We start from the raw sequence: 24,623 nt of genomic DNA, 5'->3' as shown, positions 1-24,623 counted from the left end.
CATGGCGGCAAGATGCCACATGATTATGCGTTCAAAAGCCATGCACCCACATTGAGGCGGATATCAAGGTGGCGGTTTACCTCTCCCTTTGGGGCGATATACCACTGCCATGTCTCAAGCGGGGCGCCCGGCAGGTGCTGCCTGTCCACCGTTTTGACGATGTGGTCGTGGTCTCCGTGCATTTCAACACGTTCATAATCTGTGATCAGAAGGGCGGGGCAATTCATGGCCACCAGCGCCCTGATATGGGCGTCTTGCAGGTTGGATGTTAACGCTGCTTCTTCGTCATTCTCAGGCGGGCTTGATGCGAACGGCAGCGCGAGCTGGCTCAGGATATTGCAGCTTATAGCCATGCCGTATCCAACAAGCGGGATGGGGGCAACCTTGGGCGGGGCTTTGTCAGACGCCAGACAGCCGGTGAGGTCGCTCAGCTCAAACGACAGATTTTCGTATTGTTTCAATAGCCGCCGCGCGCGGGGCGGTTCAACCGCATCAACCAGCAGTGCGCCTGCCGGGTGGGTGTTGAGCGCATCAAGCGGCAGGTCAAGGCAGAGGCCCGCGCCAAGCACCAAAATGGGTTCTGCCGCCTCGGCTTCATGCAAATGGGCGCTGATGCATTCTTTGGTGTGCTGAAGGTGGTTCTCCCACGCGTTTTTCTGGCGGCTATAGCGCCCGCGAATGCCTGCAACCTCACGGGCAAGGCCGCCCTTTCGCGCGCCCGGCGCGGTGCGTGACATCAGCGAGATATATAGCTCGTTCAGCAAGGCTGCCTCCTTGGGTCAACCGCGCTATCATACCACTCCCGCACCGTGAAGGCTAATGGACCCGCGTGGAGGGCGAGGAAAATAAGCGCGGTTAACAGAATTTCAATTGTCCTGCGGCTTAATAAAGGCTCTATGGTATCCGGGTCGCGCGGCAAAAGGCCGTTTGGTGTGTTGGGGGCAAGTAGCGCGTTGGTATGATTGAACAGATTTTTGACAGCCTTCTGCATGGGCATGATTTCAGGGTGCTTGTTCTCGCCTTTTTTCTCGCGCTTTTCTGCGCGGTAACCTGTCTCTTCCTGTTCCAGCGTGCGCGGGTGTGTGCCGAGCAGGAGCGCAAGCGCTGGCTTGTCATTACGGCGGTTTCCGTTGGCTGCGGCATATGGGCGACGCATATGATGGCCTCCCTTGGGTGGGACCTGCGCATGCCGGTGAAACATAGTGTGCTGATGAGCGGCGTGGCCGGGGTGTTAAGCATCGCCATGGTTGGCGCGGGCTTTGTGATCGCAACCTATAACCGCACACGGCGGGCGCGGCTTCTTGCCGGTATTCTGGTCGGCGCCGGTATTGCGGCCACGCATTTTATCGAGATGGCGAGCATCTCCGTGCAGGGCACCCTTGTTTTCGATCCCCGCTTCAGCAGCACAGCGCTTATTGTGGGTGTTGCGCTTTCTGGTGCCTCGTTCGTGGTGATGCATAAAACGGATGACGCGGTGCGGCAGATACTCGCCGCCCTTTTGCTTGCGGGTGCCATGATCGCCCTGCATGTGGTGGCGGTTGCAGGCATCAGCGTTAATATGGACCCAGGCCTTGTGGCACCCGAAAAGCTGGTGTCAGACACGGTGATGGGCTTCAGTGTCACGATCGCGGCGATTGCGCTTTTGAGCGCGAGCCTTGCCATGGCGGTGGCTGATTTTAGGGTGAACAGGGACGGCGCCGTTGAAGTTGACCGGCTGCGCAGCCTTGCCGATGCGGCGATTGAGGGCATCGTGGTGGTTGACCATGGTGGTCATATCGTGAACGCGAACCAAAGTTTCCTCTCGCTGGTGGGCAATTCGATGCGCGGGCTGAGCGGTGCCGAATTCTCCCGCTACTTCCGGGATTTCCCAAGCGGGCAAACCATCACCGAAATGGCGGAAGCGGGCATGAAGCTCGAGGAAGCGACGCTTGTGAGCGCGACCGCAGAAGAGATACCGACCGAGCTTTATTTCAAAAGCGCGATTGTAAGTGGCGAGGCCCACAATGTTGCTGTGGTGCGAGACCTCAGAGAGCGCCGCGCTGCAGAGCAACGCATCAACTTCCTTGCCAATTATGATGTGCTCACGGGCCTCGCGAACCGGCAGTTGATGATGGACAGGTTGCAACACGCCATGGACGCGGCTGAGGAAGCCGAGCAGAAAGTGATTTTGCACTATCTGGACATTGACGGTTTCAAGGAAATGAATACCGCCATTGGCCAGCGGTCCGCCGATCAGCTCCTGAAGTTTTTTGCGGGGCGGCTGTCTGGCAGCTTGCGCGGTATGGTCACCGTAGCCCGAATTGGCGCAGACCAGTTCTGCATTGTGCAGGAGGCGGTGAAACTACAGGAAAGTGCTGAGTTTTTGCATGAGCGCCTGCGCCGCAAGCTGGCGCAACCTTTCACTGTGGCCGGGCAGGAGATCAAGCTTACCGCATGCGTGGGCACGGCCATGGCGCCTGACGATGCCACAACACCAGCCCACCTTCTGGCGCGCGCCGAAATCGCGATGAAAAAGGCCAAGGGGCAGGGACGCGGCACTTTCTGTTTTTACGAGCTGGCGGCAGACAGGGCCCTTGAGGATCGGCGCAAGCTGAAGCTGGAGCTTTCCCGCGCGCTTGGTGAGGGGGAGATATTCCTTCTGTATCAGCCGCAGTTTGATATCGATTCAGGCGAGATCGCGGGCTTTGAAGCGCTGGCCCGCTGGCAGCACAAAGAGCGCGGGATCATCTCCCCCGTTGAGTTTATCCCGCTCGCGGAAGAAAGCGGTTTGATCGTCGATATCGGGGAATGGATATTCCGCGAGGCCTGCCGTGAGGCCGCGAGCTGGAACAAACCGCTCCGCATCGCCGTGAACCTTTCCCCGCTTCAGTTCGTGGACGATAACCTGCCTGAAAAGATGGAGGCGATGCTGGAGAACTGCGGGCTTGAGGCCACCCGACTTGAGCTTGAAATCACCGAAGGGGTGCTGATTGAAGACGAGGTGCGCGCGCTTGCCATGCTCACCCGGCTCAAGGAAAAGGGCATCCTGCTGGCGATGGATGACTTCGGCACAGGCTATTCTTCGCTCAGTTACCTGCGGCAGTTCCCGTTCGACAAACTCAAGATCGACAAGAGCTTTATCACCGACCTCAAAGACGACCAGCAGGCGCTTGGGATTGTGAAAGGCATGATCGGCCTCGCCCACGGGCTTGATATTCCGGTGCTGGCGGAAGGGGTGGAGAACGAAGCCCAGCTCGCCATGCTGCGGCTTGAACATGGGGACGAAGTGCAGGGTTTTTATACCGGCAAACCCATGCCGATCTCGCATTATAGTGAGCTGATCGGCGGCCACAAACATGACACGGACCTCAGCCAGACGGCGTAACCTTTCATCGCTGGTGTGGATAAAAAAGTGCCCCGCGTTTGAAGGCGGGGCAGTTGCTTTGACAGGAGGATACTCCGGAGAGGACAATCAGCCGGAGCACCTTATGTTGACCTCAAACTATCGCACCGCTGTCGTGCATATCTATCCCCGTCAGCATTATGATGCCTTGATGATGCGATGCTCGCCTCGGGTGCGGTTATTCACAACCAAGATGCGGTGGACGGATGGTGGGATGCGGTGAAATGTTACTTTATAGCATTTTCAGAAGATGTAGCGGTAGCTGCGGCATCCTTTAGCGCGACATAGTCCCGCCAGAACGCGATGAGGGACACGCCCATGCTGGCGACTTTGCCGCCGATTTTGGTGCTGGCCGTCTGGATGCCGATCACCTGCCAAGTATCGCCCACCTGTTGAAGGATGGGGCCGCCGCTGTCACCGCCGATAGACAGGCAATCTGTCACCAGCACGTGCCCACGTTGGGCGGCGGCATGAATGCGGCAGTTCTCTTCAAGCGAGAGAAGATGCGCCCGGTCACCCGGATATCCCGCCACTGTGATGATGGGGCTCTGCAGCACCGTATTCACCTTGCCGTCCGCGCTGATGGTGATGTTGCCGGGGAAGGCGAGATACCCGACGCTATCACCGATGGGCTCCTCAAGCGTCAGCAGCGCCCAGTCATATTGCAGGGTTTCATGTGAAGCGCCTTTGGTGCCGTCAAACTCAGGGCTCACAACATAGGATTTTACTTTTGAATGCCCCGCGTAACCGCCAGCGTGATAGCCCGCCACAAAATGCACCACACCGGGTACCACCAGCTCCTCTTGTGCGCGGGAATAGAGGCAGTGCGCGGCAGTGAGCACAAGGTCAGGCCCGACAAGGCTGCCCGAGCAGTGCGCCCGCCCGCCGATATTGACCCGCCCGATGGAGCGCCAGGGCGCTATGGTGCTGTCTGCTGCCGGGCGGTGAAAGCTCGTCACCACAGTTTCAGGCGCGTTGCCTGCTTCCCGCATTTTTCGAAGCTTCTCCTCAGCACTTTCGGTCACCCCTTCCTGGGCGAAGGCGTGGGCTGAGAACAGGGCCGCGAGCCCAAGCAGCAGAAGCGTGGTTTTAAGTTTCATCAGACAGTTTCACGGTTTGATCAGGCCCTAGCACCTGCCCAAGGGGGATGCTGCGGTAAAAACAGCTTGGGTGCCCCACATGGCAGCATTTGCCCCCTTTTTGGTCCACCACCAGCCATAGGCTGTCCTGGTCACAGTCGGTGCGGAAATCCTTCACCACCTGAAACTCGCCCGAGGTTGCACCCTTATGCCAAAGCGATTGGCGGGACCGCGAGAAATAGTGCGCCTCTCCCGTCTCAATGGTCTTCTCGATCGCGTCTGCGTTCATCCAGGCCTGCATCAGCACGCGGCCCGTGGTCGCGCATGTGGTCACGACGGGGATCAGCCCGCGCTCGTCAAACTTGGGGGCGAACTCCAGCCCATCTTCAAGGGCGGCTTTGTTGCTTCGGTCTGCAAATTTCATCGGTGGATGGTTCCATAAATATCTGAAGCGGCATCATCGGATAGATGTGCCGCTTCATCAAGTCACACTTTAGCGCTGCGCCAACTAGCCGCGGATCATGTCCCAGAAGCGACGCTCCTGATCGGCTTCGCGGAAAACACCACGGAACTGGCGGGTGATTGTGTAAACATCATGATGCTTTACGCCGCGGCAGGTCATGCACTGGTGGGTAGCGTCCACCACTACGGCAACGCCCTTGGGCTCAAGGTATTTTTCAATCGCGTCCGCGATTTGCGCGGTCATGGTTTCCTGTGTTTGCAAGCGGCGGGCATAAGCTTCCACAATGCGGGCAAGTTTGGAGATGCCCACCACACTGCCGTTTGGCATATAGGCCACGTGGGCAGTACCCTGCACCGGCACCATATGGTGTTCGCAGTGGCTTTCTACCCGAATGCCGCGCAGCACGACCATATCGTCATAACCGGCAACCTCGTCAAAGGTGCGGGCGAGGATTTCTTTCGGGTCTTTCGTGTAGCCCGCGAAAAATTCCTCATAGGCTTTCACCACCCGTTTCGGGGTATCAAGAAGGCCCTCGCGGCTCGGATTGTCACCAGCCCAGCGAATAAGCGTGCGCACAGCAGCCTCGGCTTCGGCGCGCGATGGACGGCCACCAGCGCTCGGACGAGCACCTTCCGGGATGACCTTCAGTTCAGAGCCATTTTCGGCCCTTTCAAGTACGGCATCCATCAAAATTCCTTTCTGTGGATGAGGCCCCTTCATGGCAGAGAGTGCCGGGGCAGTATGTAGGTTCACGCTATCCTGTGCGCGAACATCAGTTGATATGGTCAGGATTACCGGGAATTCAAGGGAAACGCAAGATTGCGGCACATCACAATTTTGTCCCTTGGCAACCGGGCCTGATGGTTTTACGTACAGGAGTGTCCGCCGGATCACCTCCGGCGCCCTGACGAATGAGCAGATATGACCGAGCTGTATAATACCGAGATATTGCGCTGGACCACGCGCATCCCACATCAGGAACGACTGGTGGCGGCTGATGTGACGGTTACAAAAACCAGCCGCATCTGCGGCAGCCGCATCAGTGCTGACGCGCATCTCGTGCTGGGTCGTATCAAAACATTTGGCTGGGAAGTGAAAGCCTGCGCGCTTGGCCAGGCAACGGCCGCCATTGTGGGCCAGCACGCTATCGGCCTTAGTGAAGCAGAGCTTGCAGATATCGCCGCGCGGTTCCGCACCATGGTGCAAACGGGTGAGGCAAACTTCCCCGAAAAATGGAAAGATCTGGCCCTTCTGGCGCCGGTGCAGGACCACCCGGGCAGGCACGGTTCTGTCATGCTGCCGTTTGAGGTGTTTGAAGGTATATTTGCCGCTGCCGAGAAAGCAGAGTAGGCTCAACCCGCACTGATGCGTATCATGCGCGTATCACGGCGCGTATCACGATGAGAACGCATTTTGCCACAATGATCAGGCGCTCAAACCCTGTGCGGAGAGGAAACCCATGCCCTTCAAGTTAATGGCTGCTGCCATGATGATTGCCGCAGCAACACTGCCCCTAAGTGCCAACACCACAATAGATGAACTGGTGCAGGCCACCAAGGACGGTGAGTATAAAAATATCACCAGCATCTTGGTCGCAAAAGACGGTGTGGTGGTTGATGAGTATTATTTCGCGGGCAGGGATGTGCGCTCGCTGCACAACACCCGGTCTGTTACCAAAAGCCTGACCAGCATGGCCGTGGGCGCGGCTGTATACCAGGGTGCGCTACTCGATGAGAACGAACGTGTCTTTCAGTTTTTTGGTGATGTCGGCCCGCATGACAATATGTCTGACACGAAGCGCGAGATTACTGTGCGGGATTTGATGACCATGTCGTCAGCCCTTGCTTGCAACGATAGTGACCCCGCGTCCCCCGGTTATGAAGACAAGATGCATGAGCGGGCGAACTGGACAGAGTTTGTACTGAACCTGCCAACCATGGAGGGTTATGCACGCAATGAGGACGGCTTTGGCCCGTTTCGCTATTGTACGGCGGGCAGCTTCCTGATCGGGCAGTTGCTTGAACGCGCTGTCGGGCTCAGCATGGATGAGTTCACGGATGATGTTTTGTTCGGCCCCTTGGGGATCAGGGAGTATGAATGGTACCGCTCCCCCTCTGCGGAAGAACAGACAGGTGGCGGTTTGCTGCTTTCAAGCCGGAGCTTATGGAAAGTGGCAGAGCTTGTGCGGGCAGGCGGCATGTGGCACGGCAGGCGGCTGCTCCCGAGGGGTTGGACAAGTGCGATGACAAGCCCGCAGGTCAGCGTGGATGAAACCACGTCGTATGGATACCTCTGGTGGGTGGGTGAGTTTAAAAGCGTCACAACAGGCGCCAGTTATCCCGCCTATTACATGTCTGGCAACGGCGGCAATAAGGTGGTGGTGATCCCAAGCCTCAAGCTGGTGACGGTGATAACCTCAACAAATTACAACACACCGGGCATGCATGAGCAGACCACCGAGATGCTGGAACGCTACATTCTGCCAGCTTATGAGCGCGGCGCGGTGCATCAGGGGCGATAACCCCTCAGGCATCCAGATACTGGCTTGCCCAGGCGGAAAGCACGCGGGCGACATAAATGCCGTCATGCGGGCGCTGCATCAACAGGTGGTCTGCGCGGTCGAGAGATACATAGCTTTTGGGGTGTTTTGCTGTTTCAAAAATCCGGCGCGCATGGTCAACCGAGACAGTTTCATCAACGGGGCTATGCATTACCAGAAGGGGTTTTCTCAAGCGCCGTATAGCGGTTTCAACATTCTGGGCGCGGGCGTCTTCCACAAACTGATGTTTGATCTTGAAGGGTCGTCCAGCCAATGACACTGTCGCCTCACCATTTTTCTCGATGCTGTCCAGGTCTTCGCTGAACTGTTTCAGCACATTCTTGCTATCGAATGGCGCGGCGATTGTTGCGACAGCTTTCACCTCAGGTACATGCCCAGCGGCCACGAGGGTTGCGGCACCGCCAAGGCTGTGACCAACCATGATGGACGGTGCTTCAAGTTCTTGCCGCATATACTCCGCCGCAGCCAGAAGATCTGCGACGTTAGATGAGAAATTGGTATTGGCAAAATCCCCGTTTGAGCGGCCAAGTCCGGTGAAATCAAATCGGAACAGGGCGATGCCGTCGTCATTGAGGGCTTTGGCAATACGGTTGATGGCGTTCAGGTCTTTCCCGCAGGTGAAACAGTGAGCGAACAGAGCATAGGCACGGGGGTTGCCTTTGGGCGCGTCCAGTTTTGCGGCGAGTTCAGCGCCGAGCGCACCTTTGAATGTGATCTTTGTTGCGGGCATTTTGTCCTCCTCATCGGCCTCACCGGTAGGTCTAAGATAAGGTCGATGTGTGATGGTGCTAGCGTCCTCCTGCGCAACACTGGGTTGCCTTGAGGGGAACCTGTTGACGCACTTTAGTTTCCCAGCGCTTCGCCCATGCGCCGGATCGCGTCAATCTTGCCATAAAGCGGTTGCCAGTCGTCGCGCTCCGCGATGTGGGACCAGATATCCTCGACCTCATCAATCAGCATGGTGCAGGGCGCAGCGTCGCTGAAATAGGGATGCTTGAGGGCCTCAGCGCATGCGGGCTCATAGCTTGTTAGCGCAGCACTAAGCTCAGCATCGGCGTGATAACGTTCAGCCTCAGGGCTTGCCTCTGCCCGTTTGGCGCTTATGCCGCCGCCATACCAGTCAAAGAAGAAACGCTCATAAGGGAATTTTCCCTTGAGCATGAAATTATTGATGAGGGTTAAGAGGGCGTCGTCTTTCTTGTCGCCCTTCGCTTTGACACCAAGGCGGGCCAGTAGCTTTTCCCTGAGCGCCTTGAGGTAGATATGCGGGAAGGGCTCCAGCACGTCCTTGAGTGCCTGCTCTTCACAGATATCTGCAAGCGCACCACCAAGCTGGTATATATTCCAGTGCAGCGCGTCGGGCTGCCTGCCGTAGGCATAAAGCCCTGTCTCGTCAAAATAGGCAGCGGTGAAACCAAGCTCCATCTGCGGCAGGAAGCGCCACGGCCCAAAATCGAACACCTCGCCAGTGATGTTGATATTGTCTGTGTTCAGTACACCGTGCACAAAACCGGCAGCCATCAACTCGGCTGCCTGCACCGCTACCCGCTCCATCACAAAACGCAGGAAGATCAGCGCACGGTCAGCGGCGCTGCCCTTGGGCTCCGCGCTGAAGTAATGCTTCAGGCAATAGTCCACCAGTGCTTCTATCCGGTCTGTGTCCGTGAAATAGGCGTGGCGCTGGAAGGTGCCGATGCGGATATTGCCGTGGCAGAGCCGCACCATAACACTTGAGCGTGTGGGGGAGGGTTCGTCCCCCCGCGTCAGGCTTTCACCCGTTTCAATCAGCGAGAAGGTGCGGCTTGTGTAAACGCCGAGCGCTTCCAGAAGTTCTGTCGCCATAATCTCGCGCACACCGCCTTTGAGCGTGAGTCTGCCGTCACCTGACCGGCTGTAGGGGGTGGTGCCAGAGCCTTTGGTGCCAAGGTCCATCAGGCGGCCCTTATCATCCCGCATTTGCGCAAAAAGAAAGCCGCGCCCGTCGCCGATATCGGGGTTGTAGCTCCTGAACTGATGGCCGTGATAGCGCTGCGCGATGGGTTTTGCGAGGTTGCCTTCAAGCGGCAGGAAAGCACCAAAATGTTTGGTCCATTCTTCATCGCTCAGGCTTTCAAGCCCAACGGTCCTCGCCGCGCGGTCGTTCCGGAAACGCAAGATATGTTTTGGGAAGGCAGCCGCCTGAACCTCGTCGCCAAAGCCTTCGCCAAGGTTGGGGAAAGCGGGGGCAGGGCTATAGGTTTTACTGAAAGGCATGTGGTGCTCAGGTCCCGAAAGTTGAAAGGGGCTTTGGGGTGAACCCTATCACCTTATTCGGGGAAACCCCAAGTCACGTGGTTGTCAAACTCTGGCCGGGGGCGCTCGCTCGGCTCATCCGCCTGATTGCCGAAGAAAATAAACCCGGCGATATTTTCATTGGCCTTGAGGCCGAGGCCAGCTTTCACGGTCGGGCTATAGGACGCCCAGCCGGTGAGCCAGCAGGAGGCGTATCCGAGAGCGGTTGCGGCGGTGATCATATTCTGGCACGCGGCACCTGCTGATAGCTCCTGCTCCCACACCGGGATGGTGCTTTCTTCCCGAACGCTTGAGATGGCAACCACGAGCACAGGCCCCTGGGTTGCATAGCCCTTCATCTTTTCTGCCACTTTCTCGCTGGTCTCATTCTCTTCAATGAGCGCCTTTGCGATCACATCACCAAGTTTTTCGCGGGCAGCTCCCTCAAGCACCAGATACCGCCACGGGAACAGTTTGCCGTGGTCAGGCACGCGCAGCGCCGCCGCGAGGATTTTCTCAATATCGGCCCGGTCGGGGCCAGGGCCAACCATGTCGCGCGCTTTTACGCTACGGCGGTTCATCAGAAGGTCATAGGTGGCGGCGTTCGGTGTGTTGAACGGCATGATACGCTTGCTCGCTTACTTGGATGGGGACAACTGTTTGTAGAAGAAACAGGTATCATGTTTGGCACCGTCGCTGTCAATGGTGAAGGCGGGTACAATGCCAAAGCGTGTGTAACCCATGCGGCCATAGAGGCCATCTGCCACGTCACCCCGGCGGGTATCAAGGAGGATCAGCGTGCGCCCGATCTCCCATGCTTTATGCTCAAGCGCCACCATCAGCTTGTGGCCGATGCCGTGGCCGCGAGAGTTTGGGTGCACCATCAGTTTTTCAACTTCACCCCTGTGCACACCGTTGCCCTTTTGGGTCAGCCGAAGCTGTACAACACCATAAGCGCGGCCTTCTTCGTGGGCAATGAAAATGAGCCGTTCGCCCGAGTACACAGCGTTCTGCACAAACTGCCAGTAAGCGTCAGCGCGCTCGGGCGCGACAGGGGGCAGGAAGCCGATTGAAGCACCGGCAGCCACTGTCTCAACCAATATTTCATTAAGGTCCGCCACGAAGGGCGAAATGTCTTTTACGCTGTCTACTTGCATGTGCCTGAGTGACCCGAATTCACAAAAGTATAAAATTCATTTAAACGGACGACGCCTTTATGCTGTCGCCATACATGGCATTTTGCCTGAAATCCCATGTAGATTTGTGACACTATTAGTCAAAGACCAAAAAGACCATAGCTTTTATTCATCTTTTTTTACAAACGCTTAGGTTTAGTCTTTGTGTTTATTGTTCACTTTCTTGTTGGTTTGCGCGGGCTGAAGTTTGGGCTATAGCTAGTGAAATTTTTTCTGGAGGCAGTTTATGAAAGCGACATTGCTCGCGCTCGCCCTGATGGGTGCAAGCGCCACAAGCCATGCGGATCAAGCCATTATGGGGGTAACGGATGCCCAGGCGGTTGATGCTGACACGGGTATCAAGGTAGCGCCCGGTTTCCGCGCTACCGTGTTTGCCGACGGCATTGGACGCGCGCGCCATATGGCAGCCTCAGGTAGTGGTTGGGTGTATGTGGCACTGGCGCGCCAGCAGGACGGTTTTGGTGCCGTTGCACTTTTTGATAGCGACGGCGACGGTGTGGCGGATGTGCGGCAGGGTTTTGCACCCGGCATGGCGGGCACCGGCATGGGCATAAACGGAAATTACCTTTATTTTGCAACAGATGAGGCGGTCATGCGCTGGCCGTTGCCTGAGGCAGGTGCGCCGGAAGGTGAGGCGGAAGTTATTGTGAAAGACTTCCCCAACGAGCGCCAGCATTCAGCCAAGCCTTTCACCTTCGATGACGCGGGCCATATTTATGTGAACATTGGCGCGCCCTCAAACGCCTGCATGGAAAAGATGCGCACCAAAGGCTCACCGGGCATGGACCCATGCCCGATCCTTGAACAGTTTGGCGGTGTGTGGCGTTTTGATGCCAACAAACCCGGCCAAACGCAGGCGGACGGGGTTCGTTACGCAACCGGAATAAGAAACGCCATGGCGATTGACTGGAACCCGCACGCGGATACGCTTTATATCGCACAGCACGGGCGGGACCAGTTGCACAGCTTTTTCCCAGATCTTTACGATGAAACCCAGAGCGCTGAACTGCCCGCAGAAGAATTTCACCGGGTGGAAGAAGGGGCAGACCTGGGCTGGCCCTACAGCTATGTGGACGCCAGCATCAAAGGCCGGGTGAAGATGCCTGAATATGGCGGTGACGGTAAGATGCTGTCTGACCGGGGGCAGGAACCGCTGATTGCCTTCCCCGGCCACTGGGCACCAAACGACCTTTCTTTCCCGCGCACGGACGCACTGCCTGAGGGCTGGCGCACCGGTGCGTTTATCGCGTTTCATGGTTCATGGAACCGGGCGCCTAAACCCCAGGCCGGATACCGCGTGGTGTATGCGCCAATGGACGCGGACGGAAACCTCGCAGGCGATTGGGTCACCTTTGCGGATGGGTTCGCAGGCGAAGACCCTGTGATGAGCCCCCGCGATGCAAAACACCGCCCAACCGGCGTGCTGGTGGCTGATGATGGTGCCATCTATTTCTCAAGCCTGATGTCAGGCGGTCGCATCTGGAAGGTGGTATATGAAGGGAAATAAGCTCCTATGCGCAGGGGTCATGCTTGCGCTTGCCCCCACAGCTTTCGCTGAGGAAGCGGAGACCGGCCGCGCGCTTTATGAGGCAAACTGTGCTTCATGCCACCAGTTTGATGGTGGTGGCGTGCCGATGATGCAGCCCGAGCTGATCCTGAGCCCGCGTGCGAATGGTGACATCGGCGGGGTGATCGACATGATCCTGTTGGGCAGCGCGGCGGTGGAGCCCGGCATGAGCGACTATTCCAACGAGATGCCGCCATTCGACTATTTAACCGATGAAGATATTGCGCTGATTGCCTCTTATGTCCGAACCAATTTTGAAAACGCTGGTGGTGCTGTCACTGCCGCTGATGTGCATGAGCGGCGCAAGCGCGCAGGCCTTGAAGGCACCGCTCAGCCAGAATAGCGAAACAAACGACAGCGCTGACGGCTGGCAGGAAATTGCCGTTGTGGAACGACGCTTGCCGGTGTTTGTCTCCGGGCAGCGCCGTGTCACTTTTGTGCCCGGTGATCATGCCGGTTTGCGGCTCGACAGCCAGCTCGCAGCTCAGCCGGGCCTTAGCCTGTTCCGCCGGGCCAACAGCCTGACAGCCCACCCCACCACACAGGGCCTTGCCATGCGCGGCATTGGCGCGAACGCCGCCGGGCGCGTGCTGGTAACGCTTGACGGTGTACCTATGGGCGACCCGTTTGGTGGCTGGGTGTTCTGGTCCTCATTCGCGGCTGGGGATCTGGCGGAGGTAGCGGTGTTGCCGGGCGGCAGCGCAGGGGCCTTTGGCGCACAGGCGCTATCCGGTGTTGTCGATATCAGGAGCCGGAGCGCAGCAGACACACGCCCGGCGTTTGAAGGCTGGTTTGGCGCGAACGATAGCTTCAGCCTTAGTGGGCGCGCGGGCTTCGCACTTGGGGGTGCTGATGCCGCCATAAGCGCCGGCCATTTTCAAACGGATGGTGATTATCTGGTGAGTGCCGATGCCCGTGGTCCGGTAGACGTGCCCGCGGCGTCTGAGGCCAGCCATGCCGCACTCACACTGGAGCATGATTTTGGCGCCGTATCCGCGCGCGGTACGCTACGTTACTTCCGTGAGGCGCGCACAAACGGCCTCGCCCTCGCAATCAACAGCACAGAAGCGGTGGACGCGTCGCTCACACTCGCAGGTGTTGCGGGCGAGGGGCAGTGGGAGGTGGTGAGCTATTACCGTGCCCGCGCATTCGAGAATGTCTTTTCCTCTGCCCGGGACGCGCGCACGACCGAACTCGCAGTGCTTGACCAATATGATGTGCCCGCGTGGGGGGCAGGTATGCTTGCGCGCCTCAAGGTTGGTGGTTTTGAGGTCGGTATCGACGGCAGGCGCACGAGCGGGGAGACCAACGAGCGGTTCCGCAACCTGGGTGATGGCTTTACCCGCGACCGCACGGCGGGTGGGGATCAATGGACACTGGGTGCCTATGGTGAGCTGAGCCACACAGATGATTGGGGCAGTATGTCTGCCACGCTCAGGCTTGACCGTTGGCGCAGTTATAGCGGCGCGCGCGTTGAGCGTGATATCACAAGTAGCGACGTGCTGCGGGATGATGAGGTGCCCGCGCGAGGTGGCTGGCAGCCGTCTGCCCGGTTGGGGGCGTTGGTGGCGCTTACGGGTGCCATTGATATGCGCGCGGCGGCTTACCGTAGCTGGCGTCTGCCCACCCTCAATGAATATTACCGCCCTTTCCGGGTGGTGAACGACATTACCGAAGCCAACCCCGACCTCGTGCCTGAAAAGCTTTACGGCATGGAATTGGGGTTTGATTATGAGCCGCTTAATACCTTCAAGCTCTCAGCCACTGTCTTCCGCAACTGGCTGAAGGACGGTGTGGGCAATGTGACCATCGGGTTTGGGCCGGGGTTCTTCCCGCTTGGCGGTTTTGTGCCTGATGGTGGCGTGTTGCGCCAGCGCGCGAATATCGGCGAAAGCATCACAGACGGGGTGGAGCTTTCAGGCAAGCTGTTGCTGCAACCGGGCGTTACCTTGCGGGCGGATTATCTGTTCGCCCGCGCGCGCATTACCCGGTTTGATGCCATGCCTGAGCTTATTGGCAAGCGGCCTGTGCAAACACCCAGACATGCTCTCACCCTCGCATTGGCTTATGACACGGGTGGGCCGTTTACCCTGCAGGGTGATATGCGCTTCACCTCCAGCCAATATGATGATGACCAGAACCTGCGGCGCTTGGGCAGTATTGCAACTGCGAATATGAGCGCAGCTTATCAGGTGAACGAGACCGTGAGCCTCACAGCCGCAGCCGAGAATATATTCGGTGCCCGTGTTGTTTCTGCTGTGACGGCTGACGGGTTTGAAACCCTGGCGCAGCGACGCTTCTGGCGCTTGGGTGTGCGGGTAGGCTTCTAGAATTTTATTGTTGCGCTTGGTCACGCGTCTCTGTATCAATCCGATATAGAAAAAAGTCTACAAAGACATTGATAGCGACAGTTGAGGAGATGACCCATGCGTATAAAAGACGCCATACTTGTATCTACACTTTGCCTGGGCCTTGGTGCCTGTTCGATTTCGATCGACGGGGAAGAAGGCCATTATTCACCCAGCCGCCACGACTGGGACGGTGGTCGTGCGACCGTAAAACTGCCTGATGGTGATCGGGTGTCCTTTGGTTGCCCGGAAGGAACCTCGCTTTTCATCCGTGACAATACGGAACGAGGCGGCGAGCTTGTTTATGGCTGCCGTACAGGCCACGGTGCTGACGTTGAGGTGAACGTCGACTAGGCCTTCAAAGTGAAGTGATACGAGAGCCGGGGCAAACGCTCCGGCTTTTTTGTTTGCAGCCAGTCCGCCTATAGCCAACGGCGTGTTTGTTTGCAGTAAGCGTCGAATTCTGAGCCAAAGGCATCCTTTAGGAAAGCTTCCTCCGCCTCGATCACCTTGTTCATGAAAACGAAGGTGATGATGGTGGACAGAATGGTCACGGGCCCCGGTATAACAATGGCGCTACCAGCGACAAACAGCATGATGCCCACATAAATCGGGTTGCGGGAGAAACGGTAAAGCCCTGTTGTGACGAGGCTTTGGCTTGCCTCCACTTCGCGCGGCACACCAATGCGCCAAGCCTTGCCCATGTCCATCTGGCTAAGGACCGCGATGCCAACACCAAGCGCCATGATGGGCACCCCAAAGTGGCCAACGGGCGTATGCCCTGCCATGGCAAAACCGTCGAGCGCAGGCAAAAAAGGCCGGAGCAGCAGGTAAAGGTCGAGCACAATGGCAACAGCGCCCAGCACCAGTTCCGGCCCGCTGCGGCTGCGGCCAATGAACGCCAGCACGCTCACATCTTCAGCCCGGCTCAGGTACGCGATACGGGCAAAACCCCACACGAGTGCCAGCACGATCAGCGCCACGGGGCCATATAGGGCGATCATATCATATTTGGACAAGGCGGTTTCCTCTCTCGGGCCTGAGTTTACCTGATATGGCCTGAGCGTAAAGCCTGTAGCCACTACAGGCTCAAGAGGAAAATTCCGCTAGTCGGCGGCTGCAAGCTGAGTGCCTTCCGCCTCACCACCGATGGCGGCGGAAATTGCCTGAAACGCGGTGATGATCATATCCATGTGCAGCTTGTTTTTGGGGTCGTTGTAGCCCTTGTTCGCGCTGGTTTTGGCGATGACGATACCGGTTGTGGGGTCCACATAAATATACTGGCTATAGATGCCTGCCGCCATGAAATCCCCGTGCGGGTTTGATGGGGTCCACCACTGATAGCCGTAGCCGTATGGGCTGTCTGAATTGGGGTTATCAAACCCTGCCATCAGGCGCGGTGCGTCTGGCGTCACCGAGGCGTGCACCCAATCTGCGGGCACAATCTGTGTGCCGTTCCAGTTGCCTTCATTCAGGTACAGGCGGCCCATGCGGGCCATATCGCGCAGCGATGCCTGAAGGCCGCCCATGGCTACTTCCATGCCGTGACCGTCTATGAGGAAATAGGCGTCATGTTCCATGCCTAGCGGTTGCCAGATCTGTTCTTCAAGAAGGGCGGTCAGCGTTTTGCCGGTCACGCGGGTCAACACCATGCCAAGCACATGGGTGTTGACGCTCACATAATCATTGAAGGTGCCGGGTTCGCGTTCACGCTCAAGGCTGGTGGCATAATCATTGAGGCTGCCGCCGGTGCCAATCACCATGGACATGCGGTTCACGTCTGAGGTGAGGTCGCCGTAATCTTCCGTGAAGCGCACCCCGGATGACATGGTGAGGATATCCTTGAGCGTTACACCCTGATAAGAGGTGCCCACCATCTCCGGCAGGTATTTCTCCACCCGGTCGTCAATGCTCTTGATCTGCCCTTTTTCAAGTGCGATGCCAAACAGCGCCGAGATGAAGCTCTTGGTGACGGAAAACTGGATGTGCCGGTCGTCTTCCTTCTCGCCCTGATAATATTCTTCAAACAGGATGGTGTCGTCTTTGGCGATGAGGAGGCCGGTGGTGCCGGTGATCTCCATCAACTCAGCGATCGAGCGTTCCTCGCCATCATAGACATAAGTGTCGGGGATATCCCGTTTGGCATATTTGAACTGCCACGGTGTGCCGCTTGCGTGCACGGTGGTTGTGTTGAAAAAGTCCTTCGTGCGGCGATAGTTTTCCGTGATGTGCTCAAGATCGTAATAGGACGCCATGCGGCTGAAAGCAGAACCGATAGTATAACCATAATAGGCCACAGGCATGGCGATAATAATGACGATTGCCCATATGGCCCGTTTGGTGGTTTTGGTCATGGCATCCCTCGCATACAGATGTTTTGGTTGTTGTTCCGGATTTTTGTAGCGCAGCTTTTGGTGCACGCCAGCCTCGAAAAATTTTAGGCGGCCCGCTCCGCTGGTGGCGTGTCAGCCGGTGGCGTTGAGTTTCAGCACATCCCAATAGCCGCGGCGAATTTCCATCTCTTCGCCAAAGCCTTTTTCAAGCATGATGCGGTGCACCTCAGGCAAGCGCCAGCAGGGCACAAAAGGCAGCATGTGATGCTCGATATGATAGTTCACATAATAGGGCGCGAATGTCATGCGCTCCCATAGGCTCACAAGTGTTGTGCGGCTGTTTTTCAGTGGATGGTTGAGGTCTGGCATCGTGGAATGTTCCGCGATGTTGCGCACCCGCAGGAAAAGCTGCTGGGTGGTCAGCATGGGCACAAGCCAGCACAGGAAAAAGAGATCAAGCCGCCCGGCAAGCGCGAAGCCTGTGATGAAAAGCGCATAGAAGATGATAGGACCAAGGTAAAAGGATTTCAGTCGCGCCATGCGTCCCGCGGGTTCTCCGCGCACAAAACGGAAGATGCCGATATGGGTGCGGATGAAAACGATGCCCGTGAGGTCCCTCAGCACCTTCCGCATCATGCTCTCTTTCGAGACAGGGAAGGGTGTGTAGAGATAGTTTTCCGGGTCATCTTCCGTGCGGGTAAAGCGGTGATGCGCCATATGGCGCTTGCGGTAGCTTTCCATGCGCAGGATCATCGGCCATGCGGCAAACCAGCTTGTGAGGTTTTCATTTAACCAGCGTGTTTTAAAGAGCATGCCGTGGCTGCCCTCATGCATCAGGATCGCAAAACCAAGCTGCCTGCTGCCGATAAGAATAGCGGCGATCAGGAAGGTGATAACACCGGGATAGACGGCATAAAGCGCCATCGCACCCGCGATCACTCCCCAGCAGTGCAAAAGAAGCCAAAAGCCCATCGCATCCGAGCGCTGCCTGAGGTCATGCGACTGTTCTTTTGTCAGAATATCTGACGGTTTGATGCTTTGCCACTGTGTCGACATGGTGTTCCCTCTTCCCCCGTCCCGGCATTCTAGCATAGAATTGATGGCAGTAATTACTGGAATGCTCGGTCCATGAATATGATGTAGAATGGTTGGCGGGGGTTTCAAATGGCGCGGTTGCTGCATGGGCTGGAAATTGTGTTTCAGCAATCGCTTGGTAGAATATGGATATGGTTTCGGTTTTGGGTCAACTGAGGAAGGTTAGCGCCGCGTTCATTGCGGTTATGCTCTGGTCTTTTTTATTGCCGGCGGCTCATGGGTTGAGCCTTGCCAAAAAAGAACTGCTTGAGCGCCTGGTGCAGGTGCCCTATTTGGCGGCGCTTTCTCTCTCAACGGACGGACATTATCTTTCTGCCCTTCGTCGGGTGGGTGATGGGGCTGAGTTGATTGTCTGGCATGCGGATGGAGAACCGGATACCGCCGAAGTGTTGCCCTACCGCTATGAGGACCTGAGCTGGATTTCATGGGTTGGCAACGGGCGGCTGCTTATCTCCCTCAATGAGCATGGCCTCGTGCTTTATGATGCGCATATCCGCCGCCTACGCCCGCTTATTGACGGGGAAGGACCGCGCCCGGATCAACTACCGCCCGTGCTTTTAAGCGCCCTGCCGGATGACCCGACCAAGATACTGTTGCAGTGGGAAGACGCGGGTGTGCCCGGATACCCTGCCGTTTACCAGGTTGATGCCATCACGGGGGAAAGCGAAAAGATTGTTGGTGGTTGGGCGCCGGTGGTGCGCTGGTGGGCGTCGCCTGAAGGAGAGGTCCATTTGGGTGAGGGATTTGATGGCAGGCGACAACGCCTTTATGGCCGCACCGCGAGCGGTGCCTGGCAACGCATCAGCGATGAGGATTTTTTCAGCGGCGATGTGCGCTCCGTGCTGGCGGTTGAAACGGGCGGCGCGACAGCGCTGGTGCTTTCAGCTCATGACAGCGACACCCGCGCGCTTTGGCGCATGGATACAAAAGAGGGCGGCCTGATCCGCAAGCTGGCTGGGCACAAGCGTTTTGATATTTCATCTGCGATTATCGACCCGGTGACGGCGATTGCGGTTGGCGCCTCTTATATGGCGGATGACGCGCAGGATATCATCTGGCAGGACGCCTACCGGATGAAGCTCGAGGACGCGAGCTTTCAGGCGCGGGCCGATAATCTCACGCTTGTTTCCGCGAGTTATGACGGCAGGCGCATGCTTTATCGCCAAAAGCTCAAATACGCCCCGTCGCGCTACTATCTCTATGACGCGGAGGAAGCCAGCCTCAAAGCCTTGCCGTTTGAGGCCGAGGATGAGGCCCTGCCTAAACCTTCAACCCGGGGGGTGTGGATACCGCTGCCGAGGCGCCGTGGGAACATGCACGCGCTTCTCAGCACACCAGAGGGTGGTGCAACCGGGCGCGCTGTTGTGCTTATTCACGGCGGGCCGGTCAAAAGGGTGACAGACGGCTACAACCCGCTTGTGAGCTGGCTCACCGCAAACGGTTATAGTGTGTTGCAACCAAACTTCCGCGGCTCAAGCGGTTTTGGCATGACATGGCAGCGGGCGGGCTATACGGAGTGGGGCCGCGACATGCAGGACGATGTGCGTACCTCCCTTGAGTGGCTGGTGGAGATGGAGATTGCCTCCCCGCAGCGTATCTGTGCCGTTGGGGGTTCATACGGGGGCTATGCATCGTTGATGTCGGCGATCAAGGATGACGACCTGATCGCCTGTGCCGTGAGCCTCAATGGTGTTACGTCCCTGCCGCTTCTGGTGCAATATCTTGAGACGCGGCGCTTCCATGACCTTACGGTCCCGCGAATCAAGGGTCGGCTGTCTGAGTATGCGCTCAGGCGGCGGTCGCCCCTTAACCGCGCGGACCTTATCCGGGTGCCGGTGCTGTTACTGCATGCCACTGAAGACAGCAACGTGCCCTATATCCATGGGCAGATGATGACCCGCGCGCTCAAGAACCTGAACAAGCCGCATAATTTCATCACCCTCAAGGGGGCTGAACATCAGCTGAGACGCGCGAGTGACAAGCGTGTTTACTATAGCGGCATGCTCAATTTCCTGAATGCTCACATCGGGCTGCATGGGCTCGACTAAGGCTGTTTGTGCTGATGGCAGACAGCGATGTCATTCCTCTAGGCTCCCGCGCTGATGTCGCTTGGCGGAAATGTCCGGTATGCGTAAATGGCTTATTTTCGCCAATTTTGCTTTCTCCCGTCCCCGATTTATGGTTTTTAGGATGCTGTGCCCGTCATAAGGGCGCACTGGGGAGAGGTCGCTGACTTAAAAAAGCAAAAAGCGGCCCTGTACATAATATTAAGGGGTGAAGATGTCCGACACAGTCGTTTCGACCGAAGGGTCGCAGGAGCGCGAGCTTCTTGGCCACCCAATCGGGTTGGTGGTATGCTTTCTGACAGAGATGTGGGAGCGTTTCTCCTACTATGGCATGCGCACAATCCTTGTGCTTTATCTGGTGAAATATCACCTTTTCAGCGCTGAAAAAGCGAGCATGATCTACGGGGCCTACGCTGGCCTTGTATATATGATGCCAATCATTGGCGGTTATATGGCTGACCGCTATCTCGGGAGCCGCAAGGCGGTAACCTACGGTGCTGTCCTGCTGGTGCTTGGGCACGGCCTGATGGGTTTCCACGGTCCCGCTGCCTTTATGGATGGTGATACAGTTGTCAGGAATGATTTTTACCTGAACCTGTTTTTCCTCGCGCTTGCGCTGATTATCGCAGGTGTTGGTTTCCTTAAAGCCAATATTTCCACCATTGTTGGTGCGCTTTATGGCCCGAACGACCCACGCCGCGACGGTGGTTTTTCCATCTTCTATATGGGCATCAATGTGGGCTCGCTTCTCTCAACCGCACTTGTTGGGTATGTGGGCGAAACCTACGGCTGGAACTACGGCTTTGGCCTCGCGGGCATTGGTATGCTGTTCGGCCTTCTTGTGTTCCTGTGGGGGCAGCGCCTGCTTGACGGCCGTGCCGAGCCACCAAACCCGCCTGAGCTGAAAGAAAAGTCACCAATCGGCCTCAACAAGGAATACACCATCTACCTCGGTGGCCTTGTGATGGTCGCGGTGAGCTGGGTCCTGATGCAGTATCAGACATTCGTCGGCCAGCTTCTTGGCCTGTCCGGCTTTGTGATGATCGCTCTCATCCTTGTGTATGCCTTTACCAAGTGCACGAAGGTTGAGCGGGACCGTCTGATCGTGGCGTGTTTCCTCATCGCTATTCAGTCTGTTTTCTGGGCACTTTTTGAGCAGCAGGCAGCGAGCCTGACACTGCTTGCGGACCAGCAGTTCAACCTTGATGTGCTGGGCATGAATGTTCTGGCGAGCCAGGTGCAGCTGATGAACCCGCTCTTTATCGTGCTGTTGGCACCTGTGATGGCGTGGCTCTGGGTGGCACTGGCCAACAAGAAACTTGAACCATCAACACCTGCGAAGTTTGGTATCGCCATGCTGCTTATCGGCCTTGGTTATATTGTCTTCTCATGGGGTATGAGCCTTGATGACAGCACGAGCAAAAGCTTCATCTGGCTTGCGTTCATTTACCTCTCGCTCACACTGGCTGAGCTGTGCCTGAGCCCGGTTGGCCTTTCCATGGTGACCAAACTGAGCGTCGCGAAAATTGTCGGCATGCTGATGGGGACGTGGTTCCTGTTCACGGCACTCGGCAACTATGTTGCTGGCTGGATCAGTTCGCTTACCGGCAGCAGCGGACACGGCGCCGATTCTGGCACGCTCGATATCGTGGCTACCATCGATGTCTATACGACCATTGGTTACCTGAGCGGCGGCGTGGGGATCTTTATCCTCCTGCTGACACCGCTCCTGCGTAAAGGCATGCACGGGGTTCACTAAGCTCTGGTGCGACAATAGATAGTAATGATCAGGCCCTGCGGTTTTCCGTGGGGCCTTTTCAGTTGCACGTCTGCGCTCCGTGAGAAAGGCGTGACTATTTGGTCAAGAAAGCCGGATCAGGTCTGCCCGCAGGTGCTGGGCATCGCTCGGTGCCAGACGGGCATCCACTTCTTCATGGGTTTGTTTCCAGATAGGGAAAGCTTCTGCCAACAGTTTGCGGCCTGCCTCTGTCAGCTTAAGCCGCCTGCTGCGCCGGTCGGCCTCGTCAACCGCCACTTCCATCAACTCACGGCGGACGAGGGGTTTGATGTTGGCGGTCAGGGTGGTGCGGTCCATCGCGAGCAGGTTCGCAACAGAGCCTACCGTAGGCGGTTCGGGTCTGTTGAGTGACATGAGAAGCGAGAACTGGCCGCTTGTGAGCCCATGAGGGCGCAGCGCGTCATCAAACAGCCGGGCAGTTGCGCGGGCAGCACGTTGCAGGTGCATACACAGGCAATGATCCCGTACATGCAGAGTGACACCAAATGGCAATAAATCTTCCTTTGACATGCGTTGATTATGTTGATATCAACGCAAAAGTCAATATGTTGATATCAACATAATTGCATTATTTCGATGGTTTAGGTGGCTGGCGGATCAATGCCTTAGCTTGCCCATCTGCCCGAGTTAACGACAATGCGAAGAGAGAAGAGGGACGACATGAAACTGAATCCGTATCTGAATTTTGATGGCAACTGCCGTGAAGCTTTTGAGTTTTACCAGAAATGCTTGGGCGGTGAGATGATGATCATGACCTATGGCGAAATGCCGGCGGATGACAATGCGGAGGCCGGAGAAGGCTGTGCACCACCGGAGGCGATGGCTGAATGCGCCCACCTTATCGCCCATGTTTGCCTCACGTTCGGAGATGCGGTGCTGATGGCGTCAGACTGTCCGCCTGGTTTCTATGAGGCACCTGCGGGCACTGTTTGCTCGCTTCAGATTCCTGACCCCGTTGAGGGCAAGGCAGTATTTGAGCGGTTGTCTGACGGTGGCATGGTCAAAATGCCGTTTGGCCCGACCGTTTGGGCAAAAGGCTTTGGCATGTTTAATGACAAGTTCGGTATTCCCTGGATGGTCAATAGCGAAGGTACTTCGGACTGATCTCCGTCAAGGCCTCTCACCAGTGTTTCGGTGAGGGGCCTTGATAAAAGAACAGGGAGTAAGGCATGACGCATTTCCCGCGCACGGTCGCTTATACAGTTGAACGGTTCTTCAGTGCGCCGCGCCCGCTTGTGTTTGGCGCATGGGCTGATCCGGTGGCCAGATCGCTCTGGTTCGGCGCTGTCAGTGGTACCTGTGCGGCGGTGAAAGGCGGCGACTTCCGCATCGGTGGGCAAGAGCAGATTGTCTGTGAACATGATACCGGCCCGGTAACATATGACATTCTTTACCGGGCGATTATCCCGAACGAAACCATCGTATATGAGTGCCGGAGCCTTGCGCCAGAAAGCCGCGTTGCAAGCTCAGTAGTTACGGTTGAGTTCCGGCAGGAGGGTGAGGGTACGAGGCTTGTGCTGCGCGAGAAGCTAAATCACGTCACCCCCCATGCGCTATCCGTCTTGCCCAACGAACCCCTCAAGGCAGCAGCAGGATTTTGTTGAAAGTATAAACGTAAAGCGTGCCGCGATCATTGATATCAATGCGCCAGAAGATGGACTGATCAGCAGACGTACGCCAATCTTTCAATATGAAATCCATTGGGTGCGGGCCATCAGGCTCTTGCACCGTGAGGTGATAGCCAAGCATGGCGCTGTCGCGTTCATCAAAAAAATAAGCCAGTGATGCACCTGAATGTGTGGTGCCGCTTACCTTGAAAGCGCGGATGCCGTTGAACTCCACCTCTTCCACGGTATCGTCAATAACTTTCAGTTCTTGCCTTGGGAAAAGGGCACGACGGTGAAACTGGTGCCCGCGTACATAAGCCGCCATAACAGGTGCGAGGTCACGGCGGTTGCCGTCCTTACCTTCATACCAGATTGCACCGTCTGTCTCACCATAGGTGACAGTGCCGTCGTCTTCGGTCATCTCAAAGGTGGCATCGCTAAGCCCTTCGTCTGTGGCGCGGCCCCGCACAAGGGTTTTGTAGGTTCTCTCCCCCGTCCGCACACTGGCTTGGGCTTCAACTGTGGTGATGCCAGCTTTCAGTTTGTCCCAGCCATGGTGTTCTTCCGCTGCCATGAAAAGCTGATCAGGGGTTGGAAGCTCCGCCGGTTGTGCGCTTACGCTTGCGCCCAGGAAGAACACACTAACAAGAAAACCCGCCATTCGGTTCCATCTGGTCATTGGTCTGTCCTTCCTGTGGTGTGCCACTTGTAAGCCGCTCTATACGGGCATGATAGACCGTATAGCCTATGAGAAAAGCGAAATTGTGGCTCAGTTCACCGCAGTTGTGGAACGCTTCGTCGCAGCACATAGTTGTGACTATGCTTTTTGGTGACTCACCAAAACCACGCTGCTAGGCT

General features: G+C 56.9%; 25 protein-coding genes. 11 read left to right on the top strand and 14 right to left on the bottom strand.

Going from position 1 to position 24,623, the window contains the following annotated elements:
• Positions 1–23 precede the first annotated feature (23 nt).
• Together ACN0XZ_RS00750 and ACN0XZ_RS00745 are read right to left on the bottom strand one after the other, a co-directional pair.
• The gene (locus ACN0XZ_RS00750; RefSeq protein ID WP_417455789.1) at positions 24–764 is read right to left on the bottom strand and encodes a hypothetical protein; all 741 of its coding nucleotides are present in this window, start codon (positions 762–764) and stop codon (positions 24–26) included.
• Positions 758–1,156 carry a hypothetical protein gene (locus tag ACN0XZ_RS00745; RefSeq protein ID WP_417455788.1) on the bottom strand — a complete coding sequence of 133 codons (399 nt, stop codon included), beginning with the start codon at positions 1,154–1,156 and terminating at the stop codon, positions 758–760. Before ACN0XZ_RS00745 ends, ACN0XZ_RS00750 begins: the two co-directional genes overlap by 7 nt.
• On the opposite strand from ACN0XZ_RS00745, the gene ACN0XZ_RS00740 reads away from it, so the two are divergent.
• Positions 1,157–3,364, top strand: a complete 2,208-nt coding sequence (locus ACN0XZ_RS00740; RefSeq protein ID WP_417455787.1) for a putative bifunctional diguanylate cyclase/phosphodiesterase — start codon at positions 1,157–1,159, stop codon at positions 3,362–3,364.
• Between the two features lie 245 nt (positions 3,365–3,609).
• Here the strand turns inward: ACN0XZ_RS00740 and ACN0XZ_RS00735 are convergent, their stop codons facing one another.
• The 3 genes from ACN0XZ_RS00735 to folE form a co-directional block, all read right to left on the bottom strand.
• Positions 3,610–4,482, bottom strand: coding sequence for a trypsin-like serine peptidase (locus tag ACN0XZ_RS00735; RefSeq protein WP_417455786.1), 873 nt, complete (start codon positions 4,480–4,482; stop codon positions 3,610–3,612).
• On the bottom strand, positions 4,472–4,885 hold the full coding sequence (gene hisI, locus ACN0XZ_RS00730) for a phosphoribosyl-AMP cyclohydrolase (protein ID WP_417455785.1): 414 nt from the start codon (positions 4,883–4,885) through the stop codon (positions 4,472–4,474). The genes ACN0XZ_RS00735 and hisI overlap by 11 nt, the downstream gene beginning before the upstream one ends.
• 84 nt (positions 4,886–4,969) lie before the next feature.
• Positions 4,970–5,611 carry a GTP cyclohydrolase I FolE gene (gene folE / locus ACN0XZ_RS00725; RefSeq protein WP_417455784.1) on the bottom strand — a complete coding sequence of 214 codons (642 nt, stop codon included), beginning with the start codon at positions 5,609–5,611 and terminating at the stop codon, positions 4,970–4,972.
• Between the two features lie 234 nt (positions 5,612–5,845).
• Here folE and ACN0XZ_RS00720 point away from each other — a divergent pair, with 234 nt between their 5' ends.
• Together ACN0XZ_RS00720 and ACN0XZ_RS00715 are read left to right on the top strand one after the other, a co-directional pair.
• Complete coding sequence (locus ACN0XZ_RS00720) at positions 5,846–6,274, top strand: iron-sulfur cluster assembly scaffold protein (protein WP_417455783.1); 429 nt, start codon at positions 5,846–5,848, stop codon at positions 6,272–6,274.
• A gap of 109 nt (positions 6,275–6,383) precedes the next feature.
• The gene (locus ACN0XZ_RS00715) at positions 6,384–7,445 is read left to right on the top strand and encodes a serine hydrolase domain-containing protein (protein ID WP_417455782.1); all 1,062 of its coding nucleotides are present in this window, start codon (positions 6,384–6,386) and stop codon (positions 7,443–7,445) included.
• A 4-nt stretch (positions 7,446–7,449) separates the two neighbouring features.
• Here ACN0XZ_RS00715 and ACN0XZ_RS00710 read toward each other — a convergent pair whose 3' ends face one another.
• The 4 genes from ACN0XZ_RS00710 to ACN0XZ_RS00695 form a co-directional block, all read right to left on the bottom strand.
• On the bottom strand, positions 7,450–8,214 hold the full coding sequence (locus ACN0XZ_RS00710; RefSeq protein WP_417455781.1) for an alpha/beta hydrolase family protein: 765 nt from the start codon (positions 8,212–8,214) through the stop codon (positions 7,450–7,452).
• A gap of 113 nt (positions 8,215–8,327) precedes the next feature.
• Positions 8,328–9,737: a protein adenylyltransferase SelO family protein gene (locus ACN0XZ_RS00705; RefSeq protein WP_417455780.1), complete on the bottom strand. Its 1,410-nt coding sequence runs from the start codon at positions 9,735–9,737 to the stop codon at positions 8,328–8,330.
• 53 nt (positions 9,738–9,790) lie between these two features.
• The gene (locus ACN0XZ_RS00700) at positions 9,791–10,378 is read right to left on the bottom strand and encodes a nitroreductase (RefSeq protein WP_417455779.1); all 588 of its coding nucleotides are present in this window, start codon (positions 10,376–10,378) and stop codon (positions 9,791–9,793) included.
• 15 nt (positions 10,379–10,393) lie between these two features.
• The gene (locus ACN0XZ_RS00695) at positions 10,394–10,912 is read right to left on the bottom strand and encodes a GNAT family N-acetyltransferase (RefSeq protein WP_417455778.1); all 519 of its coding nucleotides are present in this window, start codon (positions 10,910–10,912) and stop codon (positions 10,394–10,396) included.
• A 265-nt stretch (positions 10,913–11,177) separates the two neighbouring features.
• Here ACN0XZ_RS00695 and ACN0XZ_RS00690 point away from each other — a divergent pair, with 265 nt between their 5' ends.
• The 4 genes from ACN0XZ_RS00690 (at position 11,178) to ACN0XZ_RS00675 (ending at position 15,220) form a co-directional block, all read left to right on the top strand.
• Positions 11,178–12,458, top strand: coding sequence for a PQQ-dependent sugar dehydrogenase (locus tag ACN0XZ_RS00690; protein WP_417455777.1), 1,281 nt, complete (start codon positions 11,178–11,180; stop codon positions 12,456–12,458).
• Positions 12,445–12,861 carry a c-type cytochrome gene (locus ACN0XZ_RS00685; RefSeq protein WP_417455776.1) on the top strand — a complete coding sequence of 139 codons (417 nt, stop codon included), beginning with the start codon at positions 12,445–12,447 and terminating at the stop codon, positions 12,859–12,861. The genes ACN0XZ_RS00690 and ACN0XZ_RS00685 overlap by 14 nt, the downstream gene beginning before the upstream one ends.
• Entirely contained in the window at positions 12,758–14,848 is a 2,091-nt protein-coding gene (locus ACN0XZ_RS00680; protein WP_417455775.1) for a TonB-dependent receptor, read from the top strand. The genes ACN0XZ_RS00685 and ACN0XZ_RS00680 overlap by 104 nt, the downstream gene beginning before the upstream one ends.
• A gap of 96 nt (positions 14,849–14,944) precedes the next feature.
• Positions 14,945–15,220 (top strand): hypothetical protein, encoded by a 276-nt coding sequence (locus tag ACN0XZ_RS00675; RefSeq protein WP_417455774.1) that lies wholly within the window; start codon positions 14,945–14,947, stop codon positions 15,218–15,220.
• Between the two features lie 68 nt (positions 15,221–15,288).
• Here ACN0XZ_RS00675 and ACN0XZ_RS00670 read toward each other — a convergent pair whose 3' ends face one another.
• From ACN0XZ_RS00670 to ACN0XZ_RS00660, 3 genes are all read right to left on the bottom strand, one after another.
• Positions 15,289–15,885, bottom strand: coding sequence for a methyltransferase family protein (locus tag ACN0XZ_RS00670; protein ID WP_417455773.1), 597 nt, complete (start codon positions 15,883–15,885; stop codon positions 15,289–15,291).
• Between the two features lie 87 nt (positions 15,886–15,972).
• Positions 15,973–17,220, bottom strand: a complete 1,248-nt coding sequence (locus tag ACN0XZ_RS00665; protein WP_417455772.1) for a serine hydrolase domain-containing protein — start codon at positions 17,218–17,220, stop codon at positions 15,973–15,975.
• Positions 17,221–17,331: 111 nt separating this feature from the next.
• Positions 17,332–18,255, bottom strand: a complete 924-nt coding sequence (locus ACN0XZ_RS00660; protein WP_417455771.1) for a fatty acid desaturase family protein — start codon at positions 18,253–18,255, stop codon at positions 17,332–17,334.
• A 170-nt stretch (positions 18,256–18,425) separates the two neighbouring features.
• On the opposite strand from ACN0XZ_RS00660, the gene ACN0XZ_RS00655 reads away from it, so the two are divergent.
• Both ACN0XZ_RS00655 and ACN0XZ_RS00650 read left to right on the top strand, forming a co-directional pair.
• Positions 18,426–20,342: an alpha/beta hydrolase family protein gene (locus ACN0XZ_RS00655; protein WP_417455770.1), complete on the top strand. Its 1,917-nt coding sequence runs from the start codon at positions 18,426–18,428 to the stop codon at positions 20,340–20,342.
• 232 nt (positions 20,343–20,574) lie between these two features.
• Positions 20,575–22,119 (top strand): peptide MFS transporter, encoded by a 1,545-nt coding sequence (locus ACN0XZ_RS00650; RefSeq protein WP_417455769.1) that lies wholly within the window; start codon positions 20,575–20,577, stop codon positions 22,117–22,119.
• A gap of 102 nt (positions 22,120–22,221) precedes the next feature.
• Here the strand turns inward: ACN0XZ_RS00650 and ACN0XZ_RS00645 are convergent, their stop codons facing one another.
• Entirely contained in the window at positions 22,222–22,668 is a 447-nt protein-coding gene (locus tag ACN0XZ_RS00645; RefSeq protein WP_417455768.1) for a MarR family winged helix-turn-helix transcriptional regulator, read from the bottom strand.
• A gap of 150 nt (positions 22,669–22,818) precedes the next feature.
• On the opposite strand from ACN0XZ_RS00645, the gene ACN0XZ_RS00640 reads away from it, so the two are divergent.
• Positions 22,819–23,262 (top strand): VOC family protein, encoded by a 444-nt coding sequence (locus ACN0XZ_RS00640; protein WP_417455767.1) that lies wholly within the window; start codon positions 22,819–22,821, stop codon positions 23,260–23,262.
• Positions 23,263–23,327: 65 nt separating this feature from the next.
• Positions 23,328–23,762 (top strand): SRPBCC domain-containing protein, encoded by a 435-nt coding sequence (locus ACN0XZ_RS00635; RefSeq protein ID WP_417455766.1) that lies wholly within the window; start codon positions 23,328–23,330, stop codon positions 23,760–23,762.
• Here ACN0XZ_RS00635 and ACN0XZ_RS00630 read toward each other — a convergent pair.
• A complete protein-coding gene (locus ACN0XZ_RS00630) occupies positions 23,737–24,444 on the bottom strand; it encodes a hypothetical protein (protein ID WP_417455765.1) in 708 nt (235 codons plus the stop codon). The genes ACN0XZ_RS00635 and ACN0XZ_RS00630 overlap by 26 nt on opposite strands.
• Positions 24,445–24,623 lie beyond the last annotated feature (179 nt).

The organism is Kordiimonas sp. (assembly GCF_048264555.1).
Taxonomy (GTDB): domain Bacteria; phylum Pseudomonadota; class Alphaproteobacteria; order Sphingomonadales; family Kordiimonadaceae; genus Kordiimonas.
This window is presented reverse-complemented; position numbering and strand designations above follow the sequence as displayed.